This is a genomic window from Duganella sp. HH101 (assembly GCF_001758795.1).
GTDB lineage: Bacteria > Pseudomonadota > Gammaproteobacteria > Burkholderiales > Burkholderiaceae_D > Rugamonas > Rugamonas rivuli.
In genome coordinates, this window is the sequence record NZ_LRON01000004.1 from 388,844 (window position 1) to 403,033 (window position 14,190).

Annotated in this window: 13 protein-coding genes and 1 riboswitch; of the genes, 8 read left to right on the top strand and 5 right to left on the bottom strand. The window is 65.3% G+C overall.

The features are described 5' to 3' along the window. Window positions 1-193 precede the first annotated feature (193 nt). Genes pnuC through DUGA2_RS09290 form a run of 3 tightly spaced genes read left to right on the top strand, consistent with a single transcriptional unit; the run spans window position 194 to window position 2,045 of the window. Complete coding sequence (gene pnuC / locus DUGA2_RS09280) at window positions 194-805, top strand: nicotinamide riboside transporter PnuC (RefSeq protein WP_070268971.1); 612 nt, start codon at window positions 194-196, stop codon at window positions 803-805. Beyond that, the gene (locus DUGA2_RS09285; RefSeq protein ID WP_070268973.1) at window positions 802-1,323 is read left to right on the top strand and encodes an AAA family ATPase; all 522 of its coding nucleotides are present in this window, start codon (window positions 802-804) and stop codon (window positions 1,321-1,323) included. The genes pnuC and DUGA2_RS09285 overlap by 4 nt, the downstream gene beginning before the upstream one ends. Then, entirely contained in the window at window positions 1,320-2,045 is a 726-nt protein-coding gene (locus DUGA2_RS09290) for a hypothetical protein (protein WP_070268975.1), read from the top strand. The genes DUGA2_RS09285 and DUGA2_RS09290 overlap by 4 nt, the downstream gene beginning before the upstream one ends. Here the strand turns inward: DUGA2_RS09290 and DUGA2_RS09295 are convergent. After that, complete coding sequence (locus DUGA2_RS09295; protein ID WP_070268977.1) at window positions 2,042-4,180, bottom strand: TonB-dependent siderophore receptor; 2,139 nt, start codon at window positions 4,178-4,180, stop codon at window positions 2,042-2,044. The genes DUGA2_RS09290 and DUGA2_RS09295 overlap by 4 nt on opposite strands. 53 nt (window positions 4,181-4,233) lie before the next feature. Beyond that, a riboswitch (TPP riboswitch) is annotated at window positions 4,234-4,332 on the bottom strand. A 175-nt stretch (window positions 4,333-4,507) separates the two neighbouring features. Between DUGA2_RS09295 and DUGA2_RS09300 the strand changes: the two genes are divergently transcribed. Further along, window positions 4,508-5,005, top strand: coding sequence for an Imm26 family immunity protein (locus DUGA2_RS09300; protein WP_043481106.1), 498 nt, complete (start codon window positions 4,508-4,510; stop codon window positions 5,003-5,005). 7 nt (window positions 5,006-5,012) lie between these two features. On the opposite strand, the gene DUGA2_RS09305 is transcribed toward DUGA2_RS09300, so the two are convergent. From DUGA2_RS09305 to ompR, 3 genes are read right to left on the bottom strand one after another with little or no spacing between them, the layout of a single operon-like run. Beyond that, window positions 5,013-5,711 carry a hypothetical protein gene (locus DUGA2_RS09305; RefSeq protein ID WP_070268979.1) on the bottom strand — a complete coding sequence of 233 codons (699 nt, stop codon included), beginning with the start codon at window positions 5,709-5,711 and terminating at the stop codon, window positions 5,013-5,015. Continuing rightward, window positions 5,711-7,072 (bottom strand): sensor histidine kinase, encoded by a 1,362-nt coding sequence (locus tag DUGA2_RS09310; protein WP_070268981.1) that lies wholly within the window; start codon window positions 7,070-7,072, stop codon window positions 5,711-5,713. Before DUGA2_RS09310 ends, DUGA2_RS09305 begins: the two co-directional genes overlap by 1 nt. A 15-nt stretch (window positions 7,073-7,087) precedes the next feature. Then, complete coding sequence (ompR, locus tag DUGA2_RS09315; protein ID WP_008450215.1) at window positions 7,088-7,855, bottom strand: two-component system response regulator OmpR; 768 nt, start codon at window positions 7,853-7,855, stop codon at window positions 7,088-7,090. 171 nt (window positions 7,856-8,026) lie between these two features. Here ompR and DUGA2_RS09320 point away from each other — a divergent pair, with 171 nt between their 5' ends. The 3 genes from DUGA2_RS09320 (at window position 8,027) to DUGA2_RS09330 (ending at window position 12,468) form a co-directional block, all read left to right on the top strand. Beyond that, window positions 8,027-8,413, top strand: a complete 387-nt coding sequence (locus DUGA2_RS09320) for a hypothetical protein (protein WP_070268982.1) — start codon at window positions 8,027-8,029, stop codon at window positions 8,411-8,413. Between the two features lie 173 nt (window positions 8,414-8,586). Further along, window positions 8,587-10,491, top strand: a complete 1,905-nt coding sequence (locus DUGA2_RS09325) for a flagellar assembly protein A (protein WP_229214646.1) — start codon at window positions 8,587-8,589, stop codon at window positions 10,489-10,491. A gap of 132 nt (window positions 10,492-10,623) precedes the next feature. Next, complete coding sequence (locus tag DUGA2_RS09330; protein WP_070268985.1) at window positions 10,624-12,468, top strand: flagellar assembly protein A; 1,845 nt, start codon at window positions 10,624-10,626, stop codon at window positions 12,466-12,468. On the opposite strand, the gene DUGA2_RS09335 is transcribed toward DUGA2_RS09330, so the two are convergent. Then, window positions 12,420-13,361 carry a LysR family transcriptional regulator gene (locus DUGA2_RS09335; protein ID WP_070268986.1) on the bottom strand — a complete coding sequence of 314 codons (942 nt, stop codon included), beginning with the start codon at window positions 13,359-13,361 and terminating at the stop codon, window positions 12,420-12,422. The genes DUGA2_RS09330 and DUGA2_RS09335 overlap by 49 nt on opposite strands. Before the next feature lie 74 nt (window positions 13,362-13,435). On the opposite strand from DUGA2_RS09335, the gene DUGA2_RS09340 reads away from it, so the two are divergent. Next, a complete protein-coding gene (locus DUGA2_RS09340) occupies window positions 13,436-14,188 on the top strand; it encodes a sulfite exporter TauE/SafE family protein (protein ID WP_070268987.1) in 753 nt (250 codons plus the stop codon). The last annotated feature ends 2 nt before the right edge of the window (window positions 14,189-14,190 follow it).

Sequence of the window (14,190 nt, forward strand, 5' to 3'; positions counted from 1 at the left end):
AAAGGATGTTGCCAATTAATAATGACATATGAGCAATTTCAAATCAATAACAATGTTTTTTTTATAATGTTGTGTTTTTTTAAAATGTGTGGGTGGCGGCCCGCCAAATCTTGCTTATTCAGCTGAAAACTCGCATACTGCCGCGGCGCTATTTCCCACCCTGGCGGCCTTGGCCGCGCTACCTCCTGATCCGATGAACGATCCGCTTGTCCTGTTTGGCTTCGGCACTACGCCGCTTGAACTGCTCGGCTTTGTGCTGGCGGTGGGCACGGTGCTGTTCAACATCACCCAGCTGCACTGGGCCTGGCTGCTGTCTATCCTGTCGTCGGCGATATACGGCGTGGTGTTCTACGACGCCCGGCTGTACGGCGACATGGCGCTGCAACTGGTGTTTATCGCGGTGTCGGTATGGGGCTGGCAGCAGTGGCTGAGCGGCGTGCCGAGCACGGCCGAATCGCTGCCTGTGACGCGGCTGGACCGCCATGGCGGCTGGCTGGCCGTCGGCGGCTGGCTGCTGGGTTTCGGGCTGTTGTGGTGGTTCCTGTCGCACTACACGGATACCGATGTGCCGATGGCGGATGGCTTCCTGACCGCCGGCAGCCTGTTGGGACAGGTGCTGTTGTCGCGCAAAAAGCTGGAAAACTGGGTGGTATGGATCATCGTCGATGTGCTGTACGTGGCGCTGTACGTGCACAAGCACCTGATGTTGACGGCGGTGCTGTATGCGGTGTTCGTCGTCATGGCGATGATCGGCCTGCGCGCCTGGAGCATAGACGGCAAGGATCGCCGCATGGTGCTGGAATGAGCGCGGCGCCGCTGCGGGTGGCGGTACTGGGCACGACGTCGTCGGGCAAGTCGACGCTGGCCGCGGCGCTGGCCGATCACTATCAAACGCTGTGGGTGCCGGAGTATCTGCGCGAGTTCGTCGACACGGAAGAGCGGGTGCCGGTGGCGGAGGATCAGTTCCACATCGCCGCCACGCAGCGCGACCGCGAGGATGCGGCCGCGCCGCGCGCCCACAAGTATCTTTTTTGCGACACCGCACCGTTGATGACGCTGGTGTACGGCCGCCATTATTTCGGCGGCTTCGACCAGCAGCTGGCGGCGCTGGCGGCCACTCACCAGCAGGACTACGCCTTCACGCTGGTGACGGCGCCGGACATCCCGTGGGTGGAGGAAGGCCTGCATCGCGAATCCGAAGAGGTGAGCGTGATTATCGACCGCATGCTGCTGGACGAGTTGGCGGCGCGTGGGATACCCTATCTGCTGGTATCCGGCGATCCGGCTGAACGACTATCCCAAGTGGAGCGGCATCTACGATGAAAAAGCGGCTGGCGGCGATGTTGATGTGCGTATCCCCGCTGGCGCTGGCCGATACCGGCTACTACCTGGTCTCCACCTACGACGTGGAAGGCCAGCTCTCCCTCGACTACAAATACTGGAACGCCCACTACAAGGGGCTGACCGTGGCCGCGCCGGAAATCGGCATCGGCTACGGCGTCACGTCGCGCTGGTACACCGAGGTCTATGCCAAGTGGGTCAAGATCAACGGCGGCGCCGGCCATTGGGTGGAGACGGCGTGGCAGAACGACTATCTGCTGACGCAAGGCCAGTACGACTTCGACCTGGCACTGCACACCAAGCTGGAAAAGGCGCGCGACAACGCCGACGGCTACGCGCTCGAATGGGGGCCGGTGCTGCAGACGGAAATCGGCCGCACGCAGTTCAACGCCAACCTGTTCTTCCAGCGCGATTATCGCGTGGCGCCGAGTGGCGGCGAGCATCCGATGGAGCTGACTTATCAACTACAGGTCAAGCACAACTGGAAGCCGTGGTTTCAACCCGGCGTGCAGGCTTTCGGCGAGGTGGGGAAGTGGAATGACTGGCTGCCGTACCGGCAGCAGTCGCACCGCGCCGGACCGGCGGTGTTTGGGCACCGCGATATCGGCCGGCAGGAGATCAAGTACGAATTTGCTTACCTGATCGGCAGGAACTCGGCGCGCGCAGCGAAGAGTTTTTCGATGCGCGCGCAGCTGATCTTTTAGAAGTCCATCTGGGCCGACACGCGGAAGGTCCGCGTGGCGCCCGGCATCAGGTAGCCGCCCAGGTCCGGCGTCACATCGCGCCAGTAGAACTTGTCGAACGCGTTGTCGACGCTGGCGCGCAGCGTGGTCTGCATGCCGGCGATGCGGGTGGCGTAGGCGCCGCCCAGGTTCATCACGTGGTAGCCCGGCACGAATACCTGGTTCTCCTTGTCGAACGCTTTCTTGCCCGAGTAGACCCAGTTGGCGTTGACCGACAGGCCTGCCACTTGCGGTACGGCGTAGTCGGCGTACACGCTCGACTTGAAGGCGGCGACGTTGGTGACGCGTTTGCCGTCCAGGTCCGCCTGGCCGGTGTCGCGCTGGCGGGTGTTGAGCGCGGTGGCCGATACGCCCACCGTCAGGTCGCGCGAGGCGCGGCCGTTCAGGGCCATCTCCAGGCCGCGGTTCTGCGCCTGGCCGTTGCGCACCAGGTACTTCTGCGCGTCGGTGTATTCGAGGCCCTTGCGGATCTCGAACAGGGCGACGCTGGCGCTCAGGTCCGGATGGATGTCGGCCTTGACGCCCACTTCGACCTGTTTCGATTTGCCCGGCGCCAGTGCGAGGCCGACGTTCTTGGTGCCGATGCCGGCGACGCCGCCGTGCTCCAGACCCTGCGCATACGAGGTGTAGACCGAGACGTTGGGACGCAGGCTGTACACCAGCGCCACGTTCGGCAGCCAGAAGCCGACATCGGTGTGGGCGAACGGCAGCGTGGGGTCGACGATTTCGTCGCGCTTGACCTGCACGTAGCGCGCGCCGGCGTGCAGCTTTAGTTGCTCGTTGAGGCTGACGATGTCCTGCGCGAACAGGGCGCGTTCGTTGTCGCGGCGGCGCTCGGAGACCGGGCCGCTGCTGCCGCCCGCCGGTAGAACCACGATCGGATGGTAGATGTTGCTGAACGCGGTGTGGTCCGGGTTGGCCTGCACGTACAGGTAGTCGCCCCATTTCTCGCTGTTCTTGAACAGCGATGCGCCGCCGGTGAAGGCGTGCGCGATCGAGCCGGTGGTGAATTTACCCTGCACCAGCGCCTGCACGGTCAGCGGCGATTTCTTCTCGCCCAGGCTGACGTAGTCGTAGACGTCGTAGTCGCCATTGCCGCAGAAGCCAGGATACAGGCCTTCCGCGCCGCAGCCGTAAGGGAAGGCGGTGTAGTCGTCGCGCTTGAAGTTGTGCTGGTTGGCGCTGACGGTGGCGCTCCAGTCGGGCGTGAACTTGTATTCGAAGCGGGCGCCGATATTGCTGCTGGTGGTTTCCACCGGGCGGCTCCACGGCTGGTTGTTGAGCATGGTGTCGGCCGGGATGTTAGGCAGCGTCAGGTTGTTCAGCAGCTGGAAGCCGGGCGCGGTCACTTGCGATTTTTTCTGGTAGTCGGCGTCCACCTGCAGCAGCGCCTGCGGCGAGATCTTCCAGTCGAAGGCGGCCGAGACGAACTTGCGGTTGCCGTCCGCGCCCTTGATGTAGGAGCGCAGGCGTTCGGCGGCGGCGTTGAAGCGGTAGCCGAAGCGCGTGTCTTCAAAGCGGCCGCCCAGGTCGACGGCGCCGTACAGCGTGCCGCGCTCGCGCTCTTCCAGCACCACGGTGCGCACCGGCGTATCGGTCGGGCGCTTGGTGACGTAGTTGACGATGCCGCCCGGTGCGGATACGCCGGCTTGCAGGCCGGACAGGCCTTTGAGCACTTCCAGGCGTTCCTTGTTTTCCAGCGGGATTTGCGTTTCGCCAGGGATGGCCATGCCGTCCTTGCGGTAGCTGGAGGAATTGTCCAGCTTGAAGCCGCGGATGGAGAACTGTTCCGAGTAGCCGACCGCGTTGTAGGCGTCGCTCAGGCTGGCGTCGTATTTGGCGGCGTCGGTGGTGGAGCGGATTTGCAGGTCCAGCATCTGCTGCGAGCTCAGCACGCTGACCGAGGCCGGGGTTTCCAGCAGCGGTGCGTTGGAGAAGCCGGCCACGGAGGCGCGGCTGGCCTGCGCCTTGGCGCCGGTGATCACCACTTCGGGCAGGGCTTGCTCGGGGGCGGAGGTTTCAGCGACGGCGGCGCCTGGAAAAGCCTGTAATACCGCCATGGCGATGACGGAAACTGCAAATTTTGGTGTGGACATATGGACTCTCTACGTGTTCGGCTGGAACCGCGAAGAGAGCCATCAAAGGAGGGGAGAACTACTTTGCGCTTTCCTTCGCTGGCATTATCCAGATCAGGTACGAAGGGTATCTCTCACCCGGCAGCAAAGCTCCAGGACCCCTAGCGAGGCCGTAGTGTAGCACAGGCGCGGGTTGCGGTGCCGTGCGCCGCGTTCCGCGCCGCGCCGCTAAACTTGCGCTTTGCGCCGCAGGGCGCCAACGAAGCAGTCACAGCTTTTATCGGAGGCGCCGTCATGTCGGTACATTTTGGCGACACCTTGCTGCATCGTGCAAGTGAAAGGTTAGGAATGAGGCAGTCGTATCACGAGGGAAGCTGGTTTGCCGTGCCGTTGCTGGATGGCGGCTATGGCTGGGGTTTGGTGGCGCGCTTGTCGCCGGGCAGCAAGATCATGCTGGCGTATCTGTTCGGCCCCAAGCTGCCGCGTTTGCCATCGCTGGAAGAGCTCGCCACGCTGCGGCCGCAGGATGCGGTCAAGGTGTTGCGCGTCGGCGATATGGCGCTGGCCAGCGGCCATTGGCCGGTGCTGGGCGATGCGCTGGAATGGGATCCGGCGCAGTGGCCGGTGCCGCAGTTCCTGCGCCGCGCCGACGCGCTCAAGCGCGCCTGGCGCGTGACGTATTCGGACGCCGACCCGAGCCGTTCGGAGCGGGAGGAATCCGTGCCTTACGATACGCCGGGGCTGGAGACGGATTCGCTGTATGGCTACGGCTCGACCGAGCTGCTGCTGACCCGGCTGCTGGAGCCGCTGGACCATCCGATCAACCGCAGCGGCGCCAGCGCGTAGTCTCCGCTTAGTCGCAGTCGACGTTCCAGGCCGCGTACTCGCCGCGGTGGCGGCGCACGGCCACACGGGCCACAGTGTCGCGGTCGCTTTCAAATACCAAACTGAACATCACGGGCGCGCCGGCCGCCGGCGCCGCCGGTGCGATCGCGCGCAGCGTGAACGGCAGTGCGCGCTGGCGGATGCAGCGCGAGTTGCCGGCGAAGAGCAGGCGCGCGCGGCTCAGCAGTTCGGCATGCTGGCGCAGCAGCGCCACCACGTCCTCCGGCCGCACCGCCTGGTCCATCAGCACGGTGTGCTGGACGGCGCTGCAGATGGTGTTGGGCTGGGCCAGCCACACGTGCCAGGTCGGTTCCTGCGCCGTTACGCTCCAGCGGCCGTCCTTGGGCGCCTTGGCGTCGTAGATGAAGCTGGAGCGTATCTGCCGGCACAGGTCGACCGCCGAATGGCGCGGCGCCGAATCGACGCGGGCGATCACCTGCCACGGCTTGCCGCGCTGGCGCTGGATGTCGAAGGCCGGAGCGAACAGCGGCATCATCGGGCGCGCGCCGTGCGATTCGGCCACCATTTTCTGGTGGAAGTAGATGTCGAAGGAATCGCGTTCCTCTTCGGTCGGCGCGCGTTGTTCGATGCGCGGCGGCGGCGCGGGCTTGGCGGCCACGGCGTGGCCGGCTGCGGTCAGCAGCAGTGCGATCGTGATAGCCCGCATCAAACCGCCTTCATCACGATCTGGATCAGCAGGCCGCCGCCTTCGCGGTTGCGCACTTGCAGTTCGGCGCCGTGGCGCAGCATCACGCGGTCGACGATGGCCAGGCCCAGGCCGGCGCCGTTGGCCTGGCCGCGCGCGGCGTCGAGCCGGGTGAAGGGCTTGAGCAGCTGTTCGATCTGGTCGTCCGGCACGCCGTTGCCGTGGTCCTGCACTTCGACCACCACGCGGCGCGAGGTGTGCATGCCCTTGATGCTGCACTTGATGTCGATCTCGGTCAGCTCGCTGCCGGGCGTCTTGCCGTAGCGGCGGGCGTTCTCGATCAGGTTGTTGATGACGCGCTTGATGTCGGTGGCGTTGCCCATCACGTGGGCGTTGGGCGCGATGTCGGTGCTGATGCGCACGTCCGGCAGGCGCTCGGCCTCATGCGCGGTGTCGCTCAGCAGCTCGCTGAGGTCGACGTTGATGAAGCTCGATACCTCGGTCGGCTTGGCGTAGTCGAGGAACTGGCCGATGATGGCGTCCATCTGGCCGATGTCGGACTGGATGCCTTCGCGGGCCTCGTTCGACAGGTTGGCCATCTCCACTTCCAGCTGCATGCGCGCCAGCGGCGTGCGAAGGTCGTGCGAGATGCCGGCCAGGATCACGGCGCGGTCGGACTCCACCTGCTGCAATTGCGTCACCATCTGGTTGAAGCTGCGGTTGGCTTCCATGATCTCCATCGGGCCTTTTTCCGGCAGGCGTTCGGGGCGCTTGCCCTGGGCGAAGGCGCGCGTGGCCTGCGTCAGGCGGCGCAGCGGCAGGTTGATCAGGCTGGAGATGAAGGCCGCGCCCAGCAGCGACACCACCGACACCACGCTGGCCCAGCCCAGCCACTGGATGCCGGTCAGGCCGCGGATGCGCTCGCGTTCCAGCATCAGCCAGTAGGCGTCGTCGTCGATCTTGAAGCTGACCCAGAAGCCGGCCACGCCGTTGACGCGCGCGGAGAAGCGGGTGTCGGCGCCCAGCTTGGCCTTGACCAGCTTCTGGATGTCGGGCATCAGCGCGTTGTCGGGTGGCGGATCGACCTTGTCGTCGTCCTCCAGCGTGAACACGCGGATGCCTTCGTTAGAGACCAGGTCGAACAGCAGCTCGCGCCGCAGTTCCGGCGCCGAGTGGGTGAGGGCGGCGTGCGTGATCGTCACCACCGAGATCACCTGGGAAGAGATTTGCTGCACCTGCGGCTCGTGCTGCACCACGCTGATCATGCCGACCCAGGCCGTCATGCTGGTGGTGGTCAGCGCGCCCAGCAGGAAGAAGGTGCGCCAGAACAGGCCGCTTTTAAGGCTGGCCGCCCGAAACGTAAAAGGGAACTTCGACTTCATGCGCGCGTCCGCGCCTTAGCGCGGCTGCCCCTCCGGAATGAACACATAGCCCAGGCCCCAGACGGTCTGGATGTACAGCGGGCTCGACGGATCTGGCTCGATCAGCTTGCGCAGGCGGGAGATCTGCACGTCCAGGCTGCGGTCGAACACTTCGTATTCGCGGCCGCGCGCCAGTTCCATCAGCTTTTCGCGCGACAGCGGCTGGCGGGCGTGGCGGGCGAATACTTTTAGTACCGAAAACTCGCCGGTGGTCAGCGGCACGGTTTCGCCGTTTTTCTTCAGCGTGCGGGTGCCCAGGTCCAGCACGAACTGGCCGAACTCGAACGATTGCGGGGTTTCCGACGGCGCGCCCGGGATCTCGTCCGGGCCGCGGCGGCGCAGCACGGCGCCGATGCGGGCCACCAGCTCGCGCGGGTTGAAGGGCTTGGGCAGGTAGTCGTCGGCGCCCATTTCGAGGCCGACGATGCGGTCCACGTCCTCGCCCTTGGCGGTCAGCATGATGATCGGCGTCTGGTCGCCGGCGCCGCGCAGGCGGCGGCAGATCGACAGGCCGTCTTCGCCCGGCAGCATCAGGTCCAGCACCAGCAGGTCGTAGCGCTCGCGCAGCCACAGCTTGTTCATCGCGGTGGCGCTCTCGGCTGTGAAGACGTTGAAGCCCTGCTCGGTCAGGTAGCGGCGCAACAGGTCGCGCAGGCGGACGTCGTCGTCCACTACCATGATCTTGGCCTGATGGCCATGCTGGTTGGCGGGGGTGTTGCCGGATTCAGTCGTTGTGCTAGTCATTTGGCTGCCAGATTTGTCATATTCATGTTGCTATGGTAACGTCATAATCGGACTTGCGAAAACGTCTGTGACAACCCATTACAAAGTGTTACAAACTTTACCCAATTCGTCTTACCCCCTCAGGTAAAGCATCATACACTCTGGGCATAGATTCAGCTTTTTAGGAACGCCATGGGCATCGATCACAAAAAACACTACGCGGCAGCAAGCGCAACTTTTTGCGTTCGTACCCTGCTGGGTGTTCTGCTGCTGAGCGGCAGCGCCATGGCTTACGATAATTCGGCCGACCGCGACCCGCCGCGCCGCGAAGATCCGCGCAGCCTGCCTGCGCGCGAAGTGCAGCCGGTGCGTCAGGAGCGCCAGGCCGAACCCCGCCCGCTCGATCCGCGCAGCTACGACGCCCGCGCGGAAGAGCAGCGCCGCGCCATGCAGGAAGCCGGCCGCAACGCCGAAATGAGCCGCCGCGCCGGCCGCCTGACCCCCGACGAGCGCCGCGATCTGCGCCGCCAGATCAATGAAGTGGGTCAGGATATCTACGCCAACCCGCCGCGCCACTAGCCGCTTGCTGTTGCGTATTGCTCCCATGTTATTTATTGAACATTGATCTGTAGCAATAAGTTCACACTTTTGGCGTCGACGTCACTAAAATCGCTTTCTTTTTCTTGGCCCAAGTGTAATATTAATTAATTACACGCAATGCCTTTCGGCCGCGTGCCGTTCGGAGGAAGACTGTGGTTCAACCGCTAGCACCTGCAGCGCCAGGAGAGGAGTCGCACGCTCCGGCCGCAGGCTTGCCTATCGGACTGGCCAAGCGCCCGGACGGCGTCTACATTGACATGTCCCTGTCGCCGCTGACGCTGGCCGCAGCCATCAATGAAGTCTTCCATTCCCACAGCTATTTCGTCGGCCTGAACTACCCGGTGCTGGTCAAGGCGCTGTACGGCGTCGGTCCCGACCTGGGCAAGCCGGGCATGACGCGGCTGGCGAACGATCTGAGCGCGATGTCGGACGAGCGCATCGCGCTGTACAAGCAACCCAAGATGGGGCGCGGCTACGCCGAATACTATTTCGAGACGCTGTATCTGGAGGAGATCACGCTGCCCGACGGCACCGTGATCCCGGAACGGCCGACCCGGCTCGATGTCGACGAATTCGTGGCTGAGATGTGGAACAAGGGCATCCTGTTCGGCATCGAGGTGGCTGCGGTGGCGGCGGCCATCGCGTCCACCAAGGCCGACCGCATCACCGTGGCCACCGAGCTGGAACCCGAGCCGGGCCAGGACGCCACCGTGGTCGAGGTGTCGTCCGACCTGCACCGCAGCGACGCGCCCAAGGCCAGGGCCGACGGCCGTATCGACCTGGGCAGCTTCCAGAACCGCTTCCCGCAGATCAAGGCCAATGTGCGGCTGCTGAAAAAGCTGCCGGCCGTGCCGGGCCATCCGGGCTTCGACCTGGCCGGGCGCATGACGCCGGCCGAGCAGCCCAAGGACTTGACGCTGCGCTTCTTCGCCGGCGACGGCACCGAGGCCAAGGAGCTGGAGGACGGCGAGTATCTGGTATCGACCCGCGAAGGCTTCCTCAACGTCGACGCCAAGTCCAACCGCATTTCCATCACCGACAAAATCGTCAGCATGGATGGCGTCAGCGGACGCACCACCGGCAACCTGGAACTGGCCGGCGCCTACGAGGAGTTCGGCGACGTGCAGGAACAGCGCGACGTCACCGGCGGCGACATCACGGTGCACGGCAACGTCTACGGCAATATCCACTCGCGCGGCGGCACCGTGGTGCTGGACAAGAACCTGGTCAGCGGCAGCATCGCCAACACGGCCGGCAGCATCACCGTGACCGGCGTCGCCTCCAACTCGGTGATCCATACTGGTAAAGGCGCGGTGCACATCGGCCGCGCCGAGAACTGCGTCATCTCCGGCACCATCGTGACGCTGGGCGAGGCCTCCAATTGCGAGATCATCGCCGATGAAATCCGCATCGAGGTGGCCGAGGGCTGCGCGGTGGCGGGGCGCAACGTGGAAATCGACAGCGCCGGCCCGCGCCGCCGCACCGAGATGGTGGTCTATGTGCTGGTGAAGGATGTCAGCCAGTTCGACCAGGAGATCGCCGACCTGGAGTTGCGGGTGGCCGCTTTCGACCAGGCCAACCAGGGTTACCAGCAGGAGGTGGACCGCATCGCCGCCATTCCGGACGTGCGCCGCTACCTGGCGCTGGCCACCAAGCTGCGCACCCAGGAGCTGCAGCTCACTCCCGAACAGGGCCAGCACCTGCGCAAGATCGCGGGCGCGGTGGCGGCGGAGCTGCAAGCCATCGCCAAGCTGCGCACCGACCTGCAGGCAGGCCAGACGCAGTTGAAGCTCTTGCAGGACAAGCTGGCCCGCGTGATCGAGCAGAAGGTGGAGGCGGCCGGCATCGCACGCTGCGGCCTGCGCATGGTCAGCGGCGAGACCACGGTGCGCACCATGCCGTTCCAGGCCGATGTTGCGGCGCTCACGCAGCTGCCGGCCAAGGATATCAAGCAGCGCCTGCGCGGTACGCCCAACGGCGGCGAACTGCTGTTCTGCGACGGCGCCGGCTCGCTGGACTGGCATTTGAATCCGCGTCTGCGGCCTGTGGCTGGCTAGCCATGGTGCGCGCACAAGGCCTGCGGTTCATGCTAATCTAGAAATAACATTAAAAAAGTGAAGAAGTGCCGCTGCGGCGGCGTTTCGACGTACATCTTCCTGGGGATTACTGTGTCAGATGACGCGACGGCGATGGAACCAAGCGCGGAGAACGATCTGCCATCAGCGATCGTCAAACGCGCCGACGGCGTCTACTTTGCCGCCGACGCTACGGCCGTGTCCTGCCTGGCGGCGGTCAGCCAGGTCTTCCTCGGCAGCGCCTATTTTGCCAACCTCGATTACGCGATCTTCATCAAACTGCTCTACAATTGCGGCCCCGACCTGCCGGCCAGCCTGACCAGCAAGCCGCTGGTGCGCTTCGCCGACAGCATCGAGCCTTTCCATCCGCCGCGCCGCGCGCTGTACAAGTCCGTCAAGATCATCAACGGCGAGGCCGAGTACTATTTCGAGCCGGTGTTCTTCGAGATTCCGGACATGCCGCTGCAGCCGGCGCGCCTGAACTTCGACGAATTCGTCTCCGACATGTGGGTCAAGGGCATACGCTTCGGCATCGATGCGCCGGCCGTGCGCGACGTGATCGCCAACGGCCGGCTGGCGCGCATCATCGTCGCGCGCCGCCTCAACGCCACGCCGGGGCGCGACGCTTCCATCGTGGAAGTGTCGGCCGATATCCACCGCAGCAACGCGCCGCGCGAAAAATCGGACGGCAAGCTCGATCTGCAGGCCTTCCAGAACCGCTTCCCGCAGGTGAAGCCCAACGTCAAGCTGCTGCGCAAGGTGCCGCGTACGCCGGGTGTGCGCGGCTTCGAACTGTCGGGGATCGTGCTGGAGCCGCCGGCGCCCAAGGACATCGAATTGAGCAGCGTGGCCGGCGAGGGCACGGTGATCGAGAACCTGCGCGACGGCGAATTCCTGGTGTCGGCGGTGGAGGGCTTCCTCAGCGTGGATCCGGCCACCAAGCGCCTGTCGATCGGCCCCAAGATCATCAGCCGCGAGGGCGTCAGCGCGCGCACCACCGGCAACCTGCAGCTGACCGGCGAGTACGAAGAGTTCGGCGATGTGCAGGAACAGCGCTCCGTCGACGGCGGCAACATCACCATCCACGGCGACGTATTCGGCATCATCAACTCGCGCGGCGGCGACATCGTCCTGAGCCGCAACCTGATGGGCGGCACCTGCACCAACGCCGACGGCGGCATACGGGTGCAGGGCGTGGCGTCGGGCGCAGTGCTGCAAACGAAACGAGGCGAGGTGACGCTGGCGCGCGCCGAGAGCTGCATCATCTCCGGCACGCGGGTGGTGATCGGCGAGGCGAGCAACTGCGAGATCCTGGCGGAGGAAGTCGTCATCAAGGTGGCCGAGGGCTGCGCCATCGCCGCGCGCAAGATCGAGATCGCCAGCGCCGGGCCGCGCAAGCAGAACGAGATGCTGCTCTACACGCTGGTGCCGGACACTTCCAAGTTCGAGAAGAAGATCGCGGAATTGCAGCCCAAGGTGCAGCATGCCGCGCACGAAGCCAATCTGCGCAAGGCGGAGATCGACGCGATCACCGGCCAGACCGAAGTCCGCAACTACCTGACGCTGGCCACCCGCGTGCGCAAGCGCGAGGTGATGCTGACGCCCGAGCAGGAGCCGCTGTTCCACAAGATGGCGGCGGCGGTGGGGCCGTCGCTGAGGGCGGTGGCGAAGATTTCGCTGGCGATGAAGGCGGCGCAGATTCAGCAGGAGCAAGCGCAGGAGGAGGTCAACCAGGTGCAGCGGCAGAAGCAGGCGATCATGCACGGCTCGCGCTGCATGGTGCAGATGCTGACCGGCGATGTACTGCTGCGGACCATGACCTTCATCCCGGATGGCCCGCCGGCTTACGACCGTCCGGCCAAGGAGGTCAAGGCCAAGGTACGCACCACGGCGGCCGGCATGGTGACAATCTACTCGGGCGCGACGGGGCCTATCGCCTGGGCGCCGGAGACGGACTGATCCCGCCGCAGCGTCGCCACCAGTTCGCGGGCGTGGCGCGGCAGCGCGTCCAGGTCGCGCACGCAGATCAGCAGTTTGCGGTCGGCCCATTCATCGCTTAATTTCAGCACCAGCAGACGGTCGGCGTCGGCGCTGCGGCGGGCCGCGGTTTCCGGCATCAGCGCCAGCCCGGCGCCGCTGGCCGCCATGCGGCATACCGCTTCGAAGCTGCGCAGGCGGATCTTGCAGTGCATGTGCAATCCCAGTCGCGATGCCTGTCCTGCGGCGTACTGCTGGAAGGCGCTGTCGCCGGCCAGGCCGATGAAGTCGTGGGCCAGGGCGTCGGCGTAGCGGATGCTGCTGCGCCTGCGGTACTGCCGCGCCAGCGGATGGCTGCGCGCCATCACCAGCGCCAGTCTGTCGTCGCGGAAGGCGAAGGTTTGCAGCGCCTCCACATTGGCCGCATCGCTGACGATGCCGATGTCGGCGGCGCCTTCGGCCACGGCCTGCACGATGTCGCGGCTCAGGCGCTCCTCAAGATCGATGCCCAGCTGCGGATGCGCGGCGAGGAAGGTTGCCAGCGCGTCCGGCAGGAACTCGGTCATGGCGGAGGTGTTGCACAGCAGCCGGATGCGGCCTTTGAGGCCGGAGGCGAATTCGGCCAGGTCGGCCTGCATGTCGTTCACCTGGCGGGCGATTGCGCGCGCGTGGTGGAGCAGTGCGCGGCCGGCTTCGGTGGGCTCGGCGCCGCGTCGGCCGCGTTGCAGCAGCGGCACGTCCAGTGCCTGCTCCATGCCGCGTATGCGGGCGCTGGCCGAGGGCAGCGCCAGGTGCGCCAATTGCGCGCCGGCGGTGATGCTGCCGCTTTCGGCGATGTGGACGAATAGTTTGAGGTCGGTGAGGTCGAAGCGCATGGTCTCTGCCTATGGAATTGACGAAGTCTGGCTGAGTATATTCCAGATTTTCAGACGCCTCGCGTTGCGCCACAATGGTGCTCATGGATACTTCATACATTTTTATTGCGCTGGTGTTTGTCCTGGCGGGCATGGTCAAAGGCGTGACCGGCATGGGTTTGCCGACGGTCGCGGTGGCGCTGTTGACGTTGAAGATGTCGCCGCTGGAGGCAGCCGCACTGTTGATTGTGCCTTCGTCCGTAACGAATGTTTGGCAGCTGGCGGCGGGGGCGGCGCTGTATCCGCTGTGGCGGCGCCTGCGGGCCATGCTGCTGGCGGTCTGCGTCGGCACGGCGCTGGCGGCGACGTTGGCAGGCGGCGCGGATGGCGCCGCGTGGAGCGGGGCGGTGCTGGGACTGGCGTTGCTAGGCTACGGCGTGCTGGGTCTGGCCGGCTGGCGCTGGCGGGTGGCTCCCCGCGCAGAGCGTTGGCTCGGGCCGCTGGCGGGCGTCGCCACCGGCGCGCTGGCCGGCGTTACCGGCGTGTTCGTCATGCCGGCGGCGCCGTATCTGCAAGCGCTGGCGCTGGAGAAGGACGATCTGGTGCAGGCGATGGGACTGGCCTTTACCGTGTCGACGCTGGCGCTGGCGGTCATGCTGGCGTATCAGGGCGCTTGGCATGCAGCGGCGGCGGGCGCGTCATGTCTGGCGCTGCTGCCGGCTGCGGGCGGCATGCTGCTGGGGCAGTGGCTGCGCGGCCGCATGGCTCCCGCGTTGTTCCGCCGCTGCTTCTTCGCCAGCCTGCTGGCGTTGGGCGCGCATCAATGCCTGCGGGCCTTTGCTGGCTGACC

Excerpts from the sequence above, each read along its gene's own strand:
- pnuC (WP_070268971.1), top strand. The coding sequence starts at position 194 with ATGAACGATCCGCTTGTCCTGTTTGGCTTCGGCACTACGCCGCTTGAA.
- DUGA2_RS09285 (WP_070268973.1), top strand. The coding sequence starts at position 802 with ATGAGCGCGGCGCCGCTGCGGGTGGCGGTACTGGGCACGACGTCGTCG.
- DUGA2_RS09290 (WP_070268975.1), top strand. The coding sequence starts at position 1,320 with ATGAAAAAGCGGCTGGCGGCGATGTTGATGTGCGTATCCCCGCTGGCG.
- DUGA2_RS09295 (WP_070268977.1), bottom strand. The coding sequence starts at position 4,180 with ATGTCCACACCAAAATTTGCAGTTTCCGTCATCGCCATGGCGGTATTA.
- DUGA2_RS09300 (WP_043481106.1), top strand. The coding sequence starts at position 4,508 with ATGAGGCAGTCGTATCACGAGGGAAGCTGGTTTGCCGTGCCGTTGCTG.
- DUGA2_RS09305 (WP_070268979.1), bottom strand. The coding sequence starts at position 5,711 with ATGCGGGCTATCACGATCGCACTGCTGCTGACCGCAGCCGGCCACGCC.
- DUGA2_RS09310 (WP_070268981.1), bottom strand. The coding sequence starts at position 7,072 with ATGAAGTCGAAGTTCCCTTTTACGTTTCGGGCGGCCAGCCTTAAAAGC.
- ompR (WP_008450215.1), bottom strand. The coding sequence starts at position 7,855 with ATGACTAGCACAACGACTGAATCCGGCAACACCCCCGCCAACCAGCAT.
- DUGA2_RS09320 (WP_070268982.1), top strand. The coding sequence starts at position 8,027 with ATGGGCATCGATCACAAAAAACACTACGCGGCAGCAAGCGCAACTTTT.
- DUGA2_RS09330 (WP_070268985.1), top strand. The coding sequence starts at position 10,624 with ATGGAACCAAGCGCGGAGAACGATCTGCCATCAGCGATCGTCAAACGC.
- DUGA2_RS09335 (WP_070268986.1), bottom strand. The coding sequence starts at position 13,361 with ATGCGCTTCGACCTCACCGACCTCAAACTATTCGTCCACATCGCCGAA.
- DUGA2_RS09340 (WP_070268987.1), top strand. The coding sequence starts at position 13,436 with ATGGTGCTCATGGATACTTCATACATTTTTATTGCGCTGGTGTTTGTC.